This is a genomic window from Stenotrophomonas sp. S4 (genome assembly GCF_054187805.2).
This window is the reverse complement of the sequence record NZ_CM196188.1, coordinates 3,090,155-3,105,643: the sequence shown is the minus strand read 5'-3', so window position 1 is coordinate 3,105,643 and position 15,489 is coordinate 3,090,155. Positions and strand designations below refer to the sequence as shown.

Annotated in this window: 14 protein-coding genes and 1 pseudogene; all 15 read right to left on the bottom strand. The window is 67.3% G+C overall.

Annotated elements, in window-relative coordinates:
- Positions 1-15: 15 nt before the first annotated feature.
- The 15 genes and pseudogenes from trbL to ACUZUJ_RS14520 all read right to left on the bottom strand — a co-directional run bounded on the left by trbL (position 16) and on the right by ACUZUJ_RS14520 (position 15,483).
- A complete protein-coding gene (trbL, locus tag ACUZUJ_RS14590) occupies positions 16-1,368 on the bottom strand; it encodes a P-type conjugative transfer protein TrbL (protein ID WP_104656779.1) in 1,353 nt (450 codons plus the stop codon).
- The gene (locus ACUZUJ_RS14585) at positions 1,365-1,679 is read right to left on the bottom strand and encodes a hypothetical protein (protein ID WP_104656780.1); all 315 of its coding nucleotides are present in this window, start codon (positions 1,677-1,679) and stop codon (positions 1,365-1,367) included. The genes trbL and ACUZUJ_RS14585 overlap by 4 nt, the downstream gene beginning before the upstream one ends.
- An 11-nt stretch (positions 1,680-1,690) precedes the next feature.
- A complete protein-coding gene (gene trbJ, locus ACUZUJ_RS14580; RefSeq protein ID WP_059400476.1) occupies positions 1,691-2,446 on the bottom strand; it encodes a P-type conjugative transfer protein TrbJ in 756 nt (251 codons plus the stop codon).
- Positions 2,443-4,902, bottom strand: coding sequence for a conjugal transfer protein TrbE (gene trbE, locus ACUZUJ_RS14575; protein WP_104656781.1), 2,460 nt, complete (start codon positions 4,900-4,902; stop codon positions 2,443-2,445). Before trbE ends, trbJ begins: the two co-directional genes overlap by 4 nt.
- A gap of 14 nt (positions 4,903-4,916) precedes the next feature.
- Complete coding sequence (locus ACUZUJ_RS14570) at positions 4,917-5,189, bottom strand: VirB3 family type IV secretion system protein (protein WP_104656782.1); 273 nt, start codon at positions 5,187-5,189, stop codon at positions 4,917-4,919.
- The gene (locus ACUZUJ_RS14565) at positions 5,186-5,572 is read right to left on the bottom strand and encodes a TrbC/VirB2 family type IV secretion system protein (protein WP_458219947.1); all 387 of its coding nucleotides are present in this window, start codon (positions 5,570-5,572) and stop codon (positions 5,186-5,188) included. Before ACUZUJ_RS14565 ends, ACUZUJ_RS14570 begins: the two co-directional genes overlap by 4 nt.
- A complete protein-coding gene (trbB, locus tag ACUZUJ_RS14560) occupies positions 5,569-6,567 on the bottom strand; it encodes a P-type conjugative transfer ATPase TrbB (protein WP_425602039.1) in 999 nt (332 codons plus the stop codon). Before trbB ends, ACUZUJ_RS14565 begins: the two co-directional genes overlap by 4 nt.
- A 47-nt stretch (positions 6,568-6,614) precedes the next feature.
- Complete coding sequence (locus ACUZUJ_RS14555; protein WP_041104112.1) at positions 6,615-7,079, bottom strand: ribbon-helix-helix protein, CopG family; 465 nt, start codon at positions 7,077-7,079, stop codon at positions 6,615-6,617.
- Positions 7,076-9,088, bottom strand: a complete 2,013-nt coding sequence (locus tag ACUZUJ_RS14550; protein WP_104656783.1) for a conjugal transfer protein TraG — start codon at positions 9,086-9,088, stop codon at positions 7,076-7,078. The genes ACUZUJ_RS14555 and ACUZUJ_RS14550 overlap by 4 nt, the downstream gene beginning before the upstream one ends.
- Before the next feature lie 216 nt (positions 9,089-9,304).
- Entirely contained in the window at positions 9,305-9,532 is a 228-nt protein-coding gene (locus tag ACUZUJ_RS14545) for an EexN family lipoprotein (RefSeq protein WP_104656784.1), read from the bottom strand.
- Positions 9,533-9,557: 25 nt separating this feature from the next.
- Positions 9,558-10,472, bottom strand: a complete 915-nt coding sequence (locus tag ACUZUJ_RS14540; RefSeq protein WP_104656785.1) for a LysR family transcriptional regulator — start codon at positions 10,470-10,472, stop codon at positions 9,558-9,560.
- A 103-nt stretch (positions 10,473-10,575) separates the two neighbouring features.
- A pseudogene (locus tag ACUZUJ_RS14535) lies at positions 10,576-10,629 on the bottom strand (hypothetical protein); the annotation flags it as partial.
- Between the two features lie 140 nt (positions 10,630-10,769).
- Positions 10,770-12,026, bottom strand: coding sequence for a TolC family protein (locus ACUZUJ_RS14530; protein WP_478446223.1), 1,257 nt, complete (start codon positions 12,024-12,026; stop codon positions 10,770-10,772).
- 26 nt (positions 12,027-12,052) lie between these two features.
- The gene (locus ACUZUJ_RS14525; RefSeq protein ID WP_104656787.1) at positions 12,053-12,373 is read right to left on the bottom strand and encodes a DUF3240 family protein; all 321 of its coding nucleotides are present in this window, start codon (positions 12,371-12,373) and stop codon (positions 12,053-12,055) included.
- Positions 12,370-15,483, bottom strand: a complete 3,114-nt coding sequence (locus tag ACUZUJ_RS14520) for an efflux RND transporter permease subunit (protein ID WP_104656788.1) — start codon at positions 15,481-15,483, stop codon at positions 12,370-12,372. Before ACUZUJ_RS14520 ends, ACUZUJ_RS14525 begins: the two co-directional genes overlap by 4 nt.
- Positions 15,484-15,489 lie beyond the last annotated feature (6 nt).

The window sequence follows — 15,489 nt, the reverse complement described above, 5'->3', positions numbered from 1 at the left end:
AGTTCTCCTTGTGGATCAGGAATCGGAATCACGAAGGCTTGGCCCCTGGCTGGAGCTGCCGCCGTCGCCCCCGCGCAGCGTGTGGGCGGCGGTCGTCGCGGCATGGGTGAGCTGCTGCCTGCGATGCAGGCGCTTGGCCCAGGCGGGTTGCGCAGTGGATGGGGTCGGCTCGTTCGCCGCCTGCGCGGCACCGGCCCCCGACGCCGATCCGGCGTCGTCGGGCCGGAAGGCAGCGGCGACACGCTCCTTCATCGAGCGTGCGCCCTCGGCCACCTTCTGCCCGGCTGCCTGCGCGCCGGTCTTGGCGACATTGCCCACGCCAGCGGCAGCGCCCTTGAGGCCGCCGCCGGCGGATGCAGAACCCGCCTGAAACGCTGACCGGGCGCTGCTGGCGGCTCCGGTGGCGGCCCGCGCTCCGCTGCCCGCCAACTTGGCGGCTGCGGGCGCCATGCGCGCCCCGGCGGCTACTGCGCCGCCGACGCCCGTGGCCGCAGCGCCCACGGCAACAGCAGCACCGGCCGCGCCCAGCGCGGCACCGGCCATCGCACCCGCGCCGAGCTGCGGCCCGCCGGACACCAGCCCGGTCGCAATGCCCGGCCCGAAGATGCCCAAGGCCAACAGCGTCAGCGAGGCCAGCATCACGACCACGGAGTGGTCGATGGATGGCTCGGCCGGCTGCACCTGAAACTCGGCGAACAGCCCGGAACCGATGCCCACGATGACCGCGAGCACCAGCACCTTGATGCCTGACGACACCACGTTGCCCAGTACCTTCTCGGCGAGGAACGCCGTCTTGTTCCACAGCGCGAACGGCACCAGCACGAAGCCCGCGAGCGTGGTCAGCTTGAACTCGATCAGCGTGATGAAAAGCTGGATCGCCAGCACGAAGAAGCACAGCAGGACGATCAGCCACGCGAGGAACATCACGACGATGGGCGTGATGTTCACGAACACTTCGGGAAAGCCCGCCATGTCGCCGATCTGTTTCAGGATCGGCGCCCCGGCGTCGATGCCGACTTTCGCCAGCCGGCCCGGTTGCAGGAAGTTCTCCATGCTCAACGTCGAGCCGCTGGCCGTCAGGCCCAGCCCGGCGAATGAGCGGAACACGATGCCGGCCAGCCAGTTGAAGTTGCCGATGATGTAGGCGAAGGCGCCGACGTACAGCACCTTGCGGATCAGCTTGGCAATCACGTCCTCGCCCTGGCCGGCGGCATGGCCCATCGCCCAGAACAGCCCGGCGAGCGTCATGTCGATGACGATCAGCGTGGCGGTCAGAAACGCCACTTCGCCGTGCAACAGGCCAAAGCCCGAGTCGATGTAGCGCGAGAAGGTGTCGAGGAAACGGTCGATGATCGTTACGTCGTTCATGGCGAGTCCTCCTGCCCAGGCGCATCGGCATCGGTGGGTTCATCGAAGCTGGGCGGAATCGGTGGCAGGTCGGCGAGCGTCTGGTACTCGCCCGGCCCGGCCTGGCCGGAGAGAAAGCGCCGCAGGTCGGCTTGAGCCACCTGCGCGCAAAACGCGCCGTCGTGCGCGCCCGTGCGGCACTGCGCGCGCAGCGCGTGCAGCCGGGCCGGGTCGGCGGCGAGCGCATTCACCGGCAACTGCTGCGGCCGGTCACAGCCGGCCAGCACCAGCGCATGAACGGCGAAGGCGAACACGACGGGCGTGCGTTGCATGGCAGCCTCCGTCAGCGGTTGTAGAAATTGACGGGCTGCGGCGTGTACGGCGTGCCTTCGCCCAGGAAGCGGCGCGTCACCTCGCGCCCGCGTTCCGTGGCCGCGGCCTGCCGTGCCAGCTCCAGCGAGGCCGCGCGGTCTTGCGTGATCTGCAGGCGCTGCGTCTGGATCGACTGCTTGGCCTGCAAGGCCAGCAACTGGTTCATGGCCTGCATCGCTTGCAGCGCACCCTCGGCCGATTGGCTCTTGCCCACCAGGTCGGCCAGCACGCTTTCGTCGTCGCTCAGGTTCTGCGACGCCTGGGCCTGCATCTGCATCGTGGTTTGCAGGCCATTGAGCGTGTTCTTCCAACGCTCTTGCGCATCGAGGTACATCTGATTGCCGCTCACCGTGGCGGCGTACTTCTCGGGATACAGACGCGCGAACTCGCGGTCGATGCTCGTCACGTCGTAGGCCAAGCCCTTGGCCTGCGCGATCAGTCGCTGGGTGGTCGCCAGGTTCGCGCGCAACTGGCCGACCACGCTGGACGGCAGGCTGGCCAGATTGCGCGCCTGGTTGATGAGCATTTGCGCTTCGTTCTGGAGCTGGCGGATCTGGTTATTTATCTGCTCCAGTGTGCGAACCGCCGTGAGCGTGTTTTGCACCAGATTGGTCGGGTCGAGCACGATGTCGCCGACGCCGAACAGCGCGTGCGCAGGCTGTGCGATGCCGAAGGCGAGCACGCAGGCGGCGGTCAACGCGGCGAGCTTGGGGGTATGCAATTTCATGGTTGGTTCTCCTGGGGGTGGTCAGCGGTACGGAGGGAACCCGGCGCGAGGCCGGGGAACGAGGGCAGCAGGTCAGCCGCCCAATCGAGGCCGCGATGGCGCAGCCAAGCGCCCGCGAAGCCGGGCACGCCGGCGTCCAGCAGCACGCGGTCTATGTCGCGCTGGTCTTGCGGCGTGGAAGCGCCCGCGAAGGCCAGCGTCGTCGGCCCCAGGTCGAGGTCGAACACGCGGTTGCCGAGGCGGGATTGGTAGTAGTAGTCGCGCTTGGGTTGCGCGGTGGCGACGATCTCGATCTGTCGGCTGTTGAGGCCGAAGCCCTCGTAGATCGTGCGAATCTGCGGTTCGGTCGCTTGTGGGTTCGGCAAGAAAATCCGACTCGCGCAGCTTTCGATGATGGCCGGAGCGATGGCCGAGTCCTTCACGTCCGCGAGCGACTGCGTGGCGAAGATGACGCTGACGTTCTTCTTGCGCAGCGTCTTGAGCCACTGGCGGATGCGCGCCGCAAACACCGGGTCATCGAGGAACAACCACGCTTCATCGAGGATCAGCAGCGTGGGCGCACCATCCAACCGCTCCTCGAAGCGCGCGAACAGATAGCGCAGCACCGCGAGCACAGCGGCCTTGCTGTGCATCAGCTCCTCCATCTCGAACGCCTGCACGTCGGCCGTGCCGAGGCGGTCGTGGTCGGCATCCAGCAGCCTGCCGTGCGCACCGCCCAGGACATAGGGCGCGAGTGCCTGGCGCAAGGTGTTCGATTGCAGCAAGGCCGTCAGGCCCGTGAGCGTGCGCTGCTCCACCGGCGCGCTGGCCAGGCTCCCCAGCGCAGACCAGATGGCCGCCTTCTCGTCCGGGCCGACGGCCGCGCCTTCGTGCAGTAGGCGGCCTTCGACCCATTCGCTGGCCCAGGTGCGGTAGCCCTCGCGGTCGATGCGGGCCAGCGGCTGGAAGGCGATCTCGTCATCCGCGCCCAGGTCGTAGTGCTCGCCGCCCATGCCCAGGATGGCCGCACGGATCGAGCGCCCCATATCGAAGGCGAAGATGCGCGAGCCGCGATAGCGGCGGAACTGCATCGCCATCGTCGCCAGCAGCACCGACTTGCCCATGCCGATGGGGCCAACCACCAGCGTGTTGCCCACGTCGCCGATGTGCGTCACCAGCCGGAACGGCGTGGCGCCGTCTGTGCGCGTGACGATCAGCGGCGGCCCATCGAGATGCGCATTGCGCTCCTGGCCGGCCCATACCGCCGACACCGGCATCATGTGCGCCAGGTTCAGCGTCGAGACGATGGGCTGGCGGACATTGGCGTATGCGTTGCCCGGAATGGACGAAAGCCACGCATCCACGGCGTTGAGCGCTTCGGGGATGGTGACGAAGCCCCGGCCCTGGATGACGCGCTCCACCATGCGCAGCTTCTCGTCGGCCACGGCGGCGTCCGCGTCCATGACGGTGACGGTCGCCGTCAGGTAGCCGAAGGCGACTTGATCGCTGCCCAGCTCCTGCAAGGCAGCATCGGCGTCGGCGGCCTTGTTGTTGGCGTCCGTATCGACCAGCGGGCTTTCCTGCTGGAAGATCGTTTCGCGCAACAGCGCGATGACGTTCTTGCGCTTGGCGAACCATTGGCGGCGCAGGCGCCCCAACTCCCGTTCCGCCTCGGATTTGTCGAGGCACAAGAATCGGGTTGACCAGCGATACGCAAATCCCAGGCGGTTGAGGTCGTCCAGAATCCCCGGCCAGGTCGAGGTCGGGAAGCCCCGTACCGACACCACGCGCAGGTGCTGGTCGCCCAGCATGGGCGCCAGGCCGCCGACCAATGCGGAATCGGTCAGCAGCGCGTCGATGTGGAACGGCACTTCGGGAACGCCGACGCGGTAGCGGCGCGTCGAGACGGTCGAATGCAGGTAGGTCAACGTCTGGCTGTCATCAAGCCATGCGATTTCCGGCATCACGCCATCGAGCAGATCGAAGATGCGATCCGTTTCAGCGACGAAGGCGTGCAGCCGTTCGCGCCAATCCACGCCTTCGGTCGGACGGTTTTCATACAGCAGGCCCGCGGCGCGGGCACGGGATTCCTCGGACGGCAGGTAGGCCAGCGTCAGGTGATAGCCGCTCTCGAAGTGGTTGCCCGAATCCTCGAAAGCGGCGCGGCGTTCTTCATCGACCAGCCAGGACAGCGGTTCGGGGAAATCGGAGTGCGGGTAGTCGGCGGCAGACCGGCGCTCGGCTTCGATGAACAGCGCCCAGCCCGAACCCAGGCGGCGCAGCGCGTTGTTCAAGCGCGCCGATGTGGCGATCAGCTCGCCCTGCGTCGCGCTATCGAGGTCGGGGCCACGAAAGCGCGCCGTGCGCTGGAAGCTGCCGTCCTTGTTCAAGACGACACCCGGCGCCGCCAGTCCGGCCCAGGGCAGCCAGTCGGCAAGCAAGGCCGGGCGCTGGCGGTATTCGGCGAGGTTCAGCATCGCGGCGTCCTCCTCTACACGTCCAGCAGCGGGCGGTGTTTGATGTGCCGCGCGAACACGGCCATGAACTGCGGATCGACGCGCGCGCCCCACATCGCCAGCGAATGGCCGACGATCCAGAGCACGACACCGGGAATCCACAGTTGCAGGCCCAGCCCGACAGCGGCGGCCAACGTACCGTTGGCGATCGCCACGGTGCGCGGTGCGCCGCCCAGCAGGATCGGCTCGGTGAGCGAGCGATGCAGCGGCACCTCGAACCCGGCCGCGCAGGTGTCCGGGGCACTCATACGACGGCCCCGCCCGAGAAGCTGAAGAACGACAGGAAGAAGCTCGAAGCCGCGAACGCGATGGACAGGCCAAACACGATCTGGATCAGCTTGCGGAATCCGCCAGACGTATCGCCGAAGGCCAGCGCCAGGCCCGTGGCGATGATGATGATGACCGCGACGATGCGCGCCACTGGCCCCTGGATGGATTCGAGGATGGATTGCAGCGGGCCTTCCCAGGGCATCGAAGAACCGGCGGCCTGGGCCGTGCCCGCAAGCAGCAGCATCAGCGCCGCGAGCATCAAGCCCTGCATGGCCGGGCGAGCCAGGCCATCCAGCCGCGCGGGACTGTAGCGGCGGGAAAGCGGATTTACAGAAATACGGAAAGCATCAACGTGCGTCATGGCAGTTCTCCAGAAAGGTCGAGGGATGGGGAAGTCGCCGCAGCGGGTGCGGCATCGGGAAGTGGCGGCAGCTCGGGAAACGGTGTTTCCATCGCATCCGCCAGTCGGTAACCCACGCCGTCGAAACCGACGACGCGGGCGATGCTCTCGATGCGGCGCTTGCGTCCGCGCCCGGCGATGTGGATGACCACGTTGACCGCTTCCGCGATCAGCGCACGGGGCGGGTTCACCGCCACTTCGAGAATCAGTTGCTCAAGGCGCAGCAGCGCGCCCAGCGCGGAGCCGGCGTGGATCGTGGCGATGCCGCCCGGATGGCCGGTGCCCCACACCTTGATGAGATCCAGCGCCTCGGCGCCGCGCACTTCGCCAACGACGACGCGATCCGGGCGCAGGCGCATGGACGAGCGCACCAGCTCGGTCATCGACACCACGCCCGCCCGCGTGCGCAGCGGAACGTGGTCGCGGGCCGCGCATTGCAGCTCCACCGTGTCTTCGAGCACCAGCACGCGGTCGCCCGTCGCGGCGATTTCGGCCAGCAGCGCATTGGCGAGCGTGGTCTTGCCGCTGCTGGTAGCCCCGGCGATCAACACGTTCTGCCGCTCGCGCACGGCGCGAACGAGAAAGCCCGCCTGCGCGCTGGTCATCATCCCGTCGATGACGTACCGCTCCAGCGGGATCACTCCGATGGCGCGCTTGCGCAGCGCGAAGGCCGGCCCCGGCGCTGCCGGCGGCAAGATGCCCTCGAAGCGCTCGCCGGTTTCGGGCAGCTCGGCGGACAGCAACGGCTGGCCGCGATGGACTTCTGCGCCAACGTGGGCGGCGACAAGGCGAATGATCCGTTCGCCGTCCGCTTCGGACAGTTCAACGCCCATCGGCGCGCGGCCCGATGAAAGCCGATCCACCCAAAGGGTGCGATCAGGATTGAGCATGACTTCCACCACGTCCGGGTCTTCGAGCGCGGCGGCGATCAGCGGCCCCATCGCCGTGCGGAGCATCTGGATGCGGCGGTCGAGCGAGGTGGCGAAGGACGAGGGAACGGCGCTCATGAGGCACGCTCCTGCGCTTCGGCAACTGCCGCCGCGTCATCCATCCGCATCGGGTCGGGGTGCAGTTCCTCCACCACGTCACGCACCAGGCTGCGCCCGCGCAGCAGGTGGCGGCCCAACTGCTCCACGAACTGCTCGAAGCGCGCCTTGCCCTGGGCACGCGCCGCGTCTTGGTGCGCCTCGGGAACTGGAGTGCTGACCGTGAGGAAGTAGCGGATGAACAGCGCCAGCGTTTCGATCTGGATGTTCTGGTCGCGCTCCAGCCGCTCAGCATGGCGCGACAGGCGATCAAGCCGCTTGGCAATCGCTGCCTCGCGCTGGTCGGCAGCATCGGGCGACAGCCACGATGCGAGCGCCGCTGCGACGATGCTGGATTTCGATACGCCTTTCTTGGCGGCCAGCTCGTCCAGACGCTTGGCGTGCTCCGGCTGGATGAACAGGTTGAGGCGGTAGTGGCTCATAACTCGATTCCGTCGTTGGGGTCGAGGGAAGCCAGCCGGGCCATGCGCTGCATGGCCGGATCAAGCTGGCGAGGAAGGGGAAGCGGCAGGTCGTCGTCGTCATCGAGCAACCCGAGGTCGGCTGCGGACGCGGCCAGTTCGGGGTCGTAGGCGACGGTTTCGGAGAGTTCGGGCTGACGGCGCGGGCCGCCGCCGTCGTCGGCCGAACTCAAGTGCTCCAGGCCATCAGCCGGTGCAGTGGCCGGTGCGGCGGGCACGGCGGGAATCGCCAGCCCGCTCCAGTCGTCGGCCCGCGATGGCGGCACGTCGGCATAGCGCTCGGCCGCAAGCACGGGCGGCGGCAGCACACGCCGCTTGAAATTGCTGTCCGCGTAGTAGCGCAGCTTTTTGGCCTTGATCGGCGCCACGCTGGACACCATCACCACGGCTTCGTCAGGCGGAAGCTGCATCACTTCGCCCGGCGTCAGCAGCGGGCGCGCGGTTTCCTGGCGCGACACCATCAGATGCCCCAGCCACGGCGCGAGCCGGTGGCCCGCGTAGTTGCGCTGGGCGCGCAGTTCGGTTGCGGTGCCCAGCGTTTCGGAGATCCGCTTGGCCGTGCGTTCGTCGTTGGTGGCGAACGTCACGCGGACATGGCAGTTGTCCAGAATCGAATGGTTCTGCCCATACGCCTTGTCGATCTGATTGAGCGACTGCGCGATGAGAAAGCTGCGAATGCCATAGCCCGCCATGAAGGCCAGTGCCGTCTCGAAGAAGTCGAGCCGCCCGAGCGCCGGGAACTCGTCGAGCATCAGCAGCAGCTTGTGGCGGCGTGCGATGCCGTCAGAGCCGTCGAGCGATTCGGTGAGTCGCCGGCCGATCTGGTTGAGGATCAGGCGAATGAGCGGCTTCGTCCGCGAAATATCTGAAGGCGGTACCACGAGGTACAGCGACACCGGATGCTCGGCCGCGATCAAGTCGGCAATGCGCCAGTCGCAACGCGACGTGACTTCGGCCACCGTAGGGTCGCGGTAGAGGCCCAGGAACGACATGGCGGTGGACAGCACGCCCGACCGCTCGTTGTCGCTCTTGTTGAGGACTTCGCGAGCGGCGGATGCCACCACGGGATGCGGGCCATCGCCGAGATGCGGCGTGGTCATCATCCGGTGCAGCGTCAGCTCGAATGGGCAAGCCGGATCGGAAAGGAAGTTAGCGACGCCGCGTAGCGTCTTGTCCTCGCCGGCATAAAGCACATGCAAGATGGCGCCGACCAGCAGCGCGTGCGAAGTCTTCTCCCAGTGATTGCGGCGCTCCAGCGCACCCTCGGGATCGACCAGGATGTCCGCGATGTTCTGCACGTCGCGTACTTCATGCGCGCCGCGCCGCACCTCCAGCAGCGGGTTGTAGGCCGCCGACTTCGCATCGGTGGGGTTGAACAGCAGGCAATGCGAGAAGCGCGATCGCCAGCCCGCGGTGATGCTCCAGTTCTCGCCCTTGATGTCGTGGATGACGGCTGACGCAGGCCAGCTCAACAAGGTCGGCACCACCAGACCGACACCTTTGCCCGAGCGGGTGGGCGCGAAGGTCAGGACGTGTTCCGGGCCTTCATGCCGAAGGTACTGGCGTTCGTGTTGGCCGAGGAACACACCGGCAGGTTGCGTGAGCCCTGCCTTGCGAATGTCGTCCGCGTTCGCCCAGCGCGCCGAGCCGTAGGTCGTGACCAGGCGCGATTGCCGCGAGCGCCAGATCGACATGCCGATGGCCACCAGCACGGCCACCAGGCCGCTACCGCCCGCGATGGCGCCGCCGATGTCAAAGACGCGCGGCGCGTAGGCGTCGAAGAAGAACCACCACTCGAACAGCCGCCAGGGGTGATAGACCGGCGTGCCGAAGAAGTCGAACCAGGGCGAGCCAAGGCGTAGCTGGTAGCCCAGGGCGGCGGCTGTCCATTGTGTGGCTGTCCACACGCCGGCGATCACGATGCCGAATACGACGGCAATCTGACCGAACAGCACGTTCGTCCCTTGCATAACCTCGCCTCCAATCACGGCACACGGAGGTGCCGCAGCACTGAGGATCAAGGCGTGCGTACAGGCCGGTCAAAGGCCGTTATGGCGGTGATTTAGGCCGAAAAAGCCTGATTTCTTGCAGGAGCGAAGACAATAAAAACGCCGCAGACGCGAGCGCGTTGCGGCGTGATGGGGTAACAGTGCGAATTTCGTCGCAGCGAGACGACTGCGATGAAGTTATTTGGACTTCTGTTCAGGTCGATCACCGAAGAAACGCCGATTGGCGGCTTCGGCGGCACGGCGGCAAAGTTCATCGCCAACCTTTGTGCGATCTTCCTTGCATTGCCGTTGAATCTCCTTGATGCGCTCGGGATGAGCCACGAGGAAATCCACGGTTTCCGAAGGTTGAGACGGGCCACATGCGGTCAGTGCGGCGGCGAGTATCAGCAGCATCATTCTGTTCATGATTCCAGTCCTTTCATCGGATGGCTTAGGCGTCGTCGGCAGTGTCGATGCCGTCTGCCGAATCAATGAAGGCCACACGTTCGATGAACCGAGCCAACATCTCGGATGGCTCTGCATCGCGGCGTAGCAGATAGGTCGTGAGCATGGGGGGCTTGCCAGCCAGGCGGCGGGCCACGACACCTGGCTCGCGACTGGAAGCGATATGCGCCTCGCCCGCCAGACCCAAGGCCAAGCCAGCAGAAACCAAAGTCATCATCACGTCGAAGGTTGCCACGCGCTGCGCGATCAGCGGCTCCTGATCGAGCTTGCGCAGGAAACGATCGACCTGCCGCGCGTGGCCTTCGCAGACTGCCGGATCGCCCAACGCCAGCGGGTAGCGCAACACTTCTTTCAACGGAACTTGTTTGAAGGCGAGCACGGGATGGCGGGCCGGCACCGCCACCATCAACTCGTCATCCCACGCGGGACTGACCACGATGCCATCGCCTGCATCTTCAGCCATCGAGAAGCCAGCGTCATACAGGTCGCTATGAAGTCCCTTAATTTGTTGATCCAGCGACACCTCGAACAGCCGGATTTCCACCTCTGGATTCTCCTCACGACTGCGCGCCAACAGCGCTGGCAAGCGCGACGGCGTGATGCCATCTGACAAGGCAATGCGCAATTGACCATGAAACCCGTTGGCTGCGGCCTTGACGCTATCGCGGGCTTGATCCAGCGTTGCGAAGACACGCGAGACGTGCTCCAGGAACAGTCGTCCCGCGCGGGTCAGTTGCGTGCTGCGCGTGGTGCGAACGAACAGACGCGCGCCGAGTTCCTCCTCCAGTTCCTTGATGGTGCGGGACAGCGGCGACTGGTCGATATGCAACCGCTCGGCAGCACGGGCGAAGTGGAGTTCTTCGGCCACGGCCTGAAAACAGCGTAAATGACGAAGCTCCATCAGCTATCTCCTTGGGCGATGGCACCTCCCGCCGACTCGACCGATATAGCGGTCTTCGCTCGCAACACGCAGGTTGCTCCACATGAAGTCTCTCGGCTGCACGCGCGAAATGAAGCTCTTCGGCCACGGCAAGAAAGCTGCGCAGTCTTAGCTCCATTCCTTCCTCCTTGGCTCACCATCAATGTGGTTTAAGCATGATGTGTGCTGCAGACGGTGCTCTCATCTCACCTGAATGATCTCTGCTGGCCCCGGAATTTCGGGATGCGACTTTCGGTGATTGAGCCGACGCGCCCTCCGTCATGGCGAAACCGCGTGAGCACTGTTTTCACCATGGCCTTCACCCTCCGAGTGCCACATCGCATGCGCATCGATGCGCACCAGCATCGCCGCTTGCAGCGCATCCACCCGCGCCTGTGTTTCCGCCAGGCGGGCCTGCCGTAGGCTGCGCAGGGACAGCAGGTATTCGCCGAGCGGGGCCTCGCCCAGTTCCCAGGCCCGGCGCGTGCGGGTGTTGGCGGCGACCTGTGCAGCCAGCGCCTGCTGGTGCGATTGCCATTGCGCGCGCTTGCTTTGCGCGGCTTGGACGGCCAGCCACGCGCCTTGCTCGATGGCGCGCCGCACATCGGCTGCCTCGGCTTCGGCGGCTGCGGCGTTGGCGCTCTCCGTGGCGGCTCGGGCGCTGCGGTAGTCCGTGCCGAAGGGAATGGAGAGCACCACGCCCACGACGCGCTCGGTGCCGCCGCGATCAGACAGGACGCGCACGCCCACGGTCGGGTCGGGCGTGCGCTCGGCGCGCGTGCGTTCGGCCACCTTGAACAGGCGCGTGGTTTCGCCGTTGGCAATCGCGATCTCGGCGCTTTCCCGGACGATGCGCGCCTGCCAGGCCTGCGGGCCGTCAGGCAGCTCCTGCGGCTCGGGCAGCGCTGGCAAGGCGGGGGGCACGGTGATCTCGGGGAACCCCAGGGCCAGGGTTTGTCGCGCCGCCAGTGCGGCGTCGCGCGCCATCAGGGCCTGCGCGGCCTGGGTGGCGCGCTCGGCGTCCAGCACGTCCATCTCGCGCCGTGCCGCATCACCGAGGGTCACGCGGCGGGCCAGGGCGTCGCGTTCGCGGGAAAGCAGTTGATCCTGCGCCGCCGTCTCTTCGGCCACGGCGCTGCTGCGCAACCAGCCCATCCAGGCATCGAGCAGGCGGCGGGCGACTTGGTGTTCGGCATCTTCCAGGCGCAGCTCAGCCACGCTGCGGGTGCTGCTGCCGATTTCTCGATCCAGCCGGGCCTTTCCCGGTAGGCGGATCGTGCGGCTGATGCCCAATTCCCATTCGTTGTAGCGGCGCTGCTCGGTGGTCACGTTGCGGCGCTGGAGACCCGAATTGGCCTGGAATTCGTGGCTGCCCACCTCCAGGGCGCGCTGGGTAGCCGCTGCGGCCTGCAAGCGCTCGGCCGCCGCGCGCACGGTGGGTTGCGCCTGCAGGGTGGCGTGAACTTGATCGGGCGGGGGGAGCCATTGGGGCGCTGGTTCCTGCGCCAGCGCCCACCAGGGGATGCAGGCCAGCACCGCTGCCGCGCAAGGGGAGAGAAACTTCATACCAGCCGCCCCATTGCCATGACAGGCTCCATCCACCAGCGCACGTCGCTGGATGCAATCCGCTGGCGCAGCGCGGCCAGCAGGCCATCCACGCGCTCGCGCTCGATCACGACCCACAGCACGCGCCGGTCAACGCGGCCACGCACCTGCTCGCGGATGGAGGCGTGTGCGAAGTCGCTGCTGTGCCCCTCGGCGTGCAGCAGCGTGAAGCCGGGCAGCGTCGGATCAGCCATCAGGGCGTCCGTCACGGCGTCTTCCAGCGCAGGGGGGAACACCAGGTTCAGGCGCACCCATTCGGTGCTGTGCGGCGCACTCATGCGGCGGCTCCTTTTGTTGTCAATTGCCCAAAGCGCCGGTACAGCACCGGCAGCAGCACCAACGTGAGCGCGGTGGAGCTGACCAGCCCGCCGATCACCACGATGGCCAGCGGGCGCTGGATCTCCGAGCCCGGCCCGGTGGACAGCAACAGGGGCACCAGGCCGAAGGCGGTGATGGAAGCGGTCATCAGCACCGGGCGCAGGCGGCGCAGCGAGCCTTCTCGCACCACCTGCTCCATGGGCAGGCCCAGCGCGTGCAGATGGTTGAAGTGCGTGACCAGCACCAGCCCGTTGAGCACGGCGATGCCCAGCAGGGCGATGAAGCCCACCGATGCGGGCACCGACAGGTACTGCCCCGACACCCACAGCGCGGCCATGCCGCCGACCAGGGCGAAGGGCACGTTGCCCAGGATCAGCACCGCCTGACGCACGGAGCCGAAGGTCATGAACAACACGAAGAAGATCATCGCCAGCGACACCGGCACCACCAGCCCCAGGCGGGCAGCCGCGCGCTGCTGGTTCTCGAACTGGCCGCCCCATTCCAGCCGGTAGCCTGCGGGCAGGGGGACGTCGCGCGCCACGGCGGCGCGGGCTTCCTCCACAAAGCCCACCAGATCGCGCCCGCTCACCATGGACTGGATCAACGCGAAGCGCGAGCCGCTCTCGCGCCGCACCAGCACCGGGCCTTGGGTGGTGGTGATGGCGGCCAGTGATGTAAGGGGAATGTCGCCAGCGTCGCCGGAGCCGGCTGAGCCGCTGCGGGCCAGCCGCAAGTCCTTGAAGCGCTCGGCCGAGCCGCGCAGTTGCGCATCGCCGCGCACGACGATGGGCGTGCGCCGGTTGGCTTCGATGACCATGCCCGCTGGCACGCCTTCGAGCTGCGCGCGCAACTCGTCCTGCACGGCCGTTACCGCCAGGCCTGCACGGCCCGCAGCTTGTGCATCCACCTTCACCTGCAGGTACTCGACGTGGTCGCTGGCCTGCGTCAGCACGTCGCGCGCGCCGGGCACTTTCTCGACGCTGGCCGCAACGCGCACGGCCAGTTCGCCCAGGGTGTTCAGGTCGGGGCCGAAGAGCTTGATGGCCACGTCGCCACGGCTGCCGGTGAGCATTTCGGAGACGCGCATCTCGATGGGCTGGGTGAAGCCGAAGTCCAGGCCGGGGAAGGCCGCCATCACCTTGCGGATTTCTTCGCCCAGCGCTTCCTTGTCCATGCGCCATGTCTTGCGGTCGCCGAGTTGCATGAACATATCGGTTTCGTTCAGGCCCATGGGATCAAGCCCCAGTTCGTCCGAGCCGACGCGGGCGATGCTGTGCTGCACTTCGGGCACTTTGGCCAGGATGGCTTTCTGCACGGCCAGGTCGATGTCGCGCGAGCGGTTCAGCCCGATGGAGGGCGGCTTCTGCAACTGCAGCAGGATGTCGCCCTCGTCCATCGTCGGCATGAAGGCCTTGCCGGTGCCCAGGTAGGCCACCACGCCCAGCACCAGGGCCGCCAGCGCCACGGCTGTGGCCCGCAGCGGGTGGGCCAGCGCGGCATCCAGCACCGGGCGGTACAGGCGCAGCGCGCCGCGCATCACCCAGGGCTCGCGGTGCGCATGCGCCTTGAGCAGTAGCGACGACAGCACCGGCACCAGCGTGAGCGACAGCAGCAGTGAGACGCCCAGCGCGAACACGATGGTCAGCGCCACGGGCGCGAACAGCTTGCCTTCCAGCCCCTGCAAGGTCAGCAGCGGCACGAAGGTCAGGCAGATGATGAGGATGCCCGAGGCCACGGGCAGGGCCACCTCGCGCGCGGCGGCGAACACGCGGTGCAGGCGCGGCAGTTGCGCGCCGCCTTCCCCATGAGCGTGCGGATCGAGGCGGCTGACGGCGTTTTCCACCACCACCACGGCGGCATCGACCAGCATGCCGATGGCGATGGCCAGCCCGCCCAGGCTCATCAGGTTGGCGCTCATGCCCGCGATGCGCATCAGCAGGAAGGTGCCCAGTGCGGCCAGCGGCACCATCAGCGCGACCACCAGCGCCGCGCGCATCTCGCCCAGGAAAAGCAGCAGCAGCACGACGACCAGCACCGTCGCTTCGATCAGCGCGCTTTCCACCGTGCCCACCGCGCGCTGGATGAGCGTGCTGCGGTCGTAGAAGGGCACCACCTTCACGCCCGGCGGCAGGCTGGGCGCGAGTTCATCCAGGCGCGCGCGGATTGCCTTCACCAGCGTCGAGGCATCAGCGCCGCGCAGCGCCACGACGATGCCCTCTACCGCCTCGCCCTGGCCGTCACGGCTGACGGCGCCGTAGCGGGTCAGCCCCTCCATGCGCACGGCGGCCACATCGCCCACGCGCACGGCAGGCGCGCTGGCCGTGGCGGCGCGCAGCACGACGCGCGACAGATCCTCCGCGCTGCGGATCGCGCCTTCCGAGCGCACGATCAGCGCGTTCTCTCCCGCGTCCAGGCGGCCTGCGCCGTCGTTGCGGTTGTTGCGGCTGACGGCCGTCACCACGTCGGCGAAGCTCATCCCGGCGGCGGACAGGCGTGCGCGGTCTGGCACCACAGCAAAGCTGGCGGCCTGGCCGCCCAGCACGTTGATGTCGGCCACGCCGGGCAGCGTGCGCAAGGCGGGGCGCAGCGTCCAGTCCAACAGGGTGCGCCGCTCGCTCAAGGACAGCGGGCCGCCCTCGATGGTGAACATGAACACGTCCGACAGCGGCGTGGAGATCGGCGCCAGCCCGCCACTCACGCCCTCGGGCAGGCTGCCCGCGACGGCAGCGTAGCGCTCGGCCACCTGCTGGCGCGCCCAGTAGATGTCGCTGCCCTCGGCAAAGTCCAGCGTGATGTCGGCGATGGCGTACTTGGCCGTGGAGCGCAGCATCACGCCGCGCGGCACGCCCAGCAGCTCCATCTCCAGCGGTGCGATGACACGCGATTCGACCTCTTCGGGCGTCATGCCCGGCACTTTCAGGATCAGCTTGACCTGCGTGGGCGAGATGTCCGGGTAGGCGTCGATCGGCAGTTGCAGGAACGAGGCCACGCCCGCGCCCGCGAGGGCAAGCACGGCCAGCAGCACCAGCAGCCGCTGGCGCAAGGAAAACTCGATGAGACGAGAGAGCATGCCCGG

Coding starts and splice junctions, on each gene's coding strand:
- ACUZUJ_RS14565 (WP_458219947.1), bottom strand. CDS start 5,572: ATGACGCACGTTGATGCTTTCCGTATTTCTGTAAATCCGCTTTCCCGC.
- trbE (WP_104656781.1), bottom strand. CDS start 4,902: ATGCTGAACCTCGCCGAATACCGCCAGCGCCCGGCCTTGCTTGCCGAC.
- trbB (WP_425602039.1), bottom strand. CDS start 6,567: ATGCTCCGCACGGCGATGGGGCCGCTGATCGCCGCCGCGCTCGAAGAC.
- trbL (WP_104656779.1), bottom strand. CDS start 1,368: ATGAACGACGTAACGATCATCGACCGTTTCCTCGACACCTTCTCGCGC.
- ACUZUJ_RS14545 (WP_104656784.1), bottom strand. CDS start 9,532: ATGAACAGAATGATGCTGCTGATACTCGCCGCCGCACTGACCGCATGT.
- ACUZUJ_RS14585 (WP_104656780.1), bottom strand. CDS start 1,679: ATGCAACGCACGCCCGTCGTGTTCGCCTTCGCCGTTCATGCGCTGGTG.
- trbJ (WP_059400476.1), bottom strand. CDS start 2,446: ATGAAATTGCATACCCCCAAGCTCGCCGCGTTGACCGCCGCCTGCGTG.
- ACUZUJ_RS14540 (WP_104656785.1), bottom strand. CDS start 10,472: ATGGAGCTTCGTCATTTACGCTGTTTTCAGGCCGTGGCCGAAGAACTC.
- ACUZUJ_RS14550 (WP_104656783.1), bottom strand. CDS start 9,088: ATGCAAGGGACGAACGTGCTGTTCGGTCAGATTGCCGTCGTATTCGGC.
- ACUZUJ_RS14525 (WP_104656787.1), bottom strand. CDS start 12,373: ATGAGTGCGCCGCACAGCACCGAATGGGTGCGCCTGAACCTGGTGTTC.
- ACUZUJ_RS14555 (WP_041104112.1), bottom strand. CDS start 7,079: ATGAGCCACTACCGCCTCAACCTGTTCATCCAGCCGGAGCACGCCAAG.
- ACUZUJ_RS14570 (WP_104656782.1), bottom strand. CDS start 5,189: ATGAGTGCCCCGGACACCTGCGCGGCCGGGTTCGAGGTGCCGCTGCAT.
- ACUZUJ_RS14520 (WP_104656788.1), bottom strand. CDS start 15,483: ATGCTCTCTCGTCTCATCGAGTTTTCCTTGCGCCAGCGGCTGCTGGTG.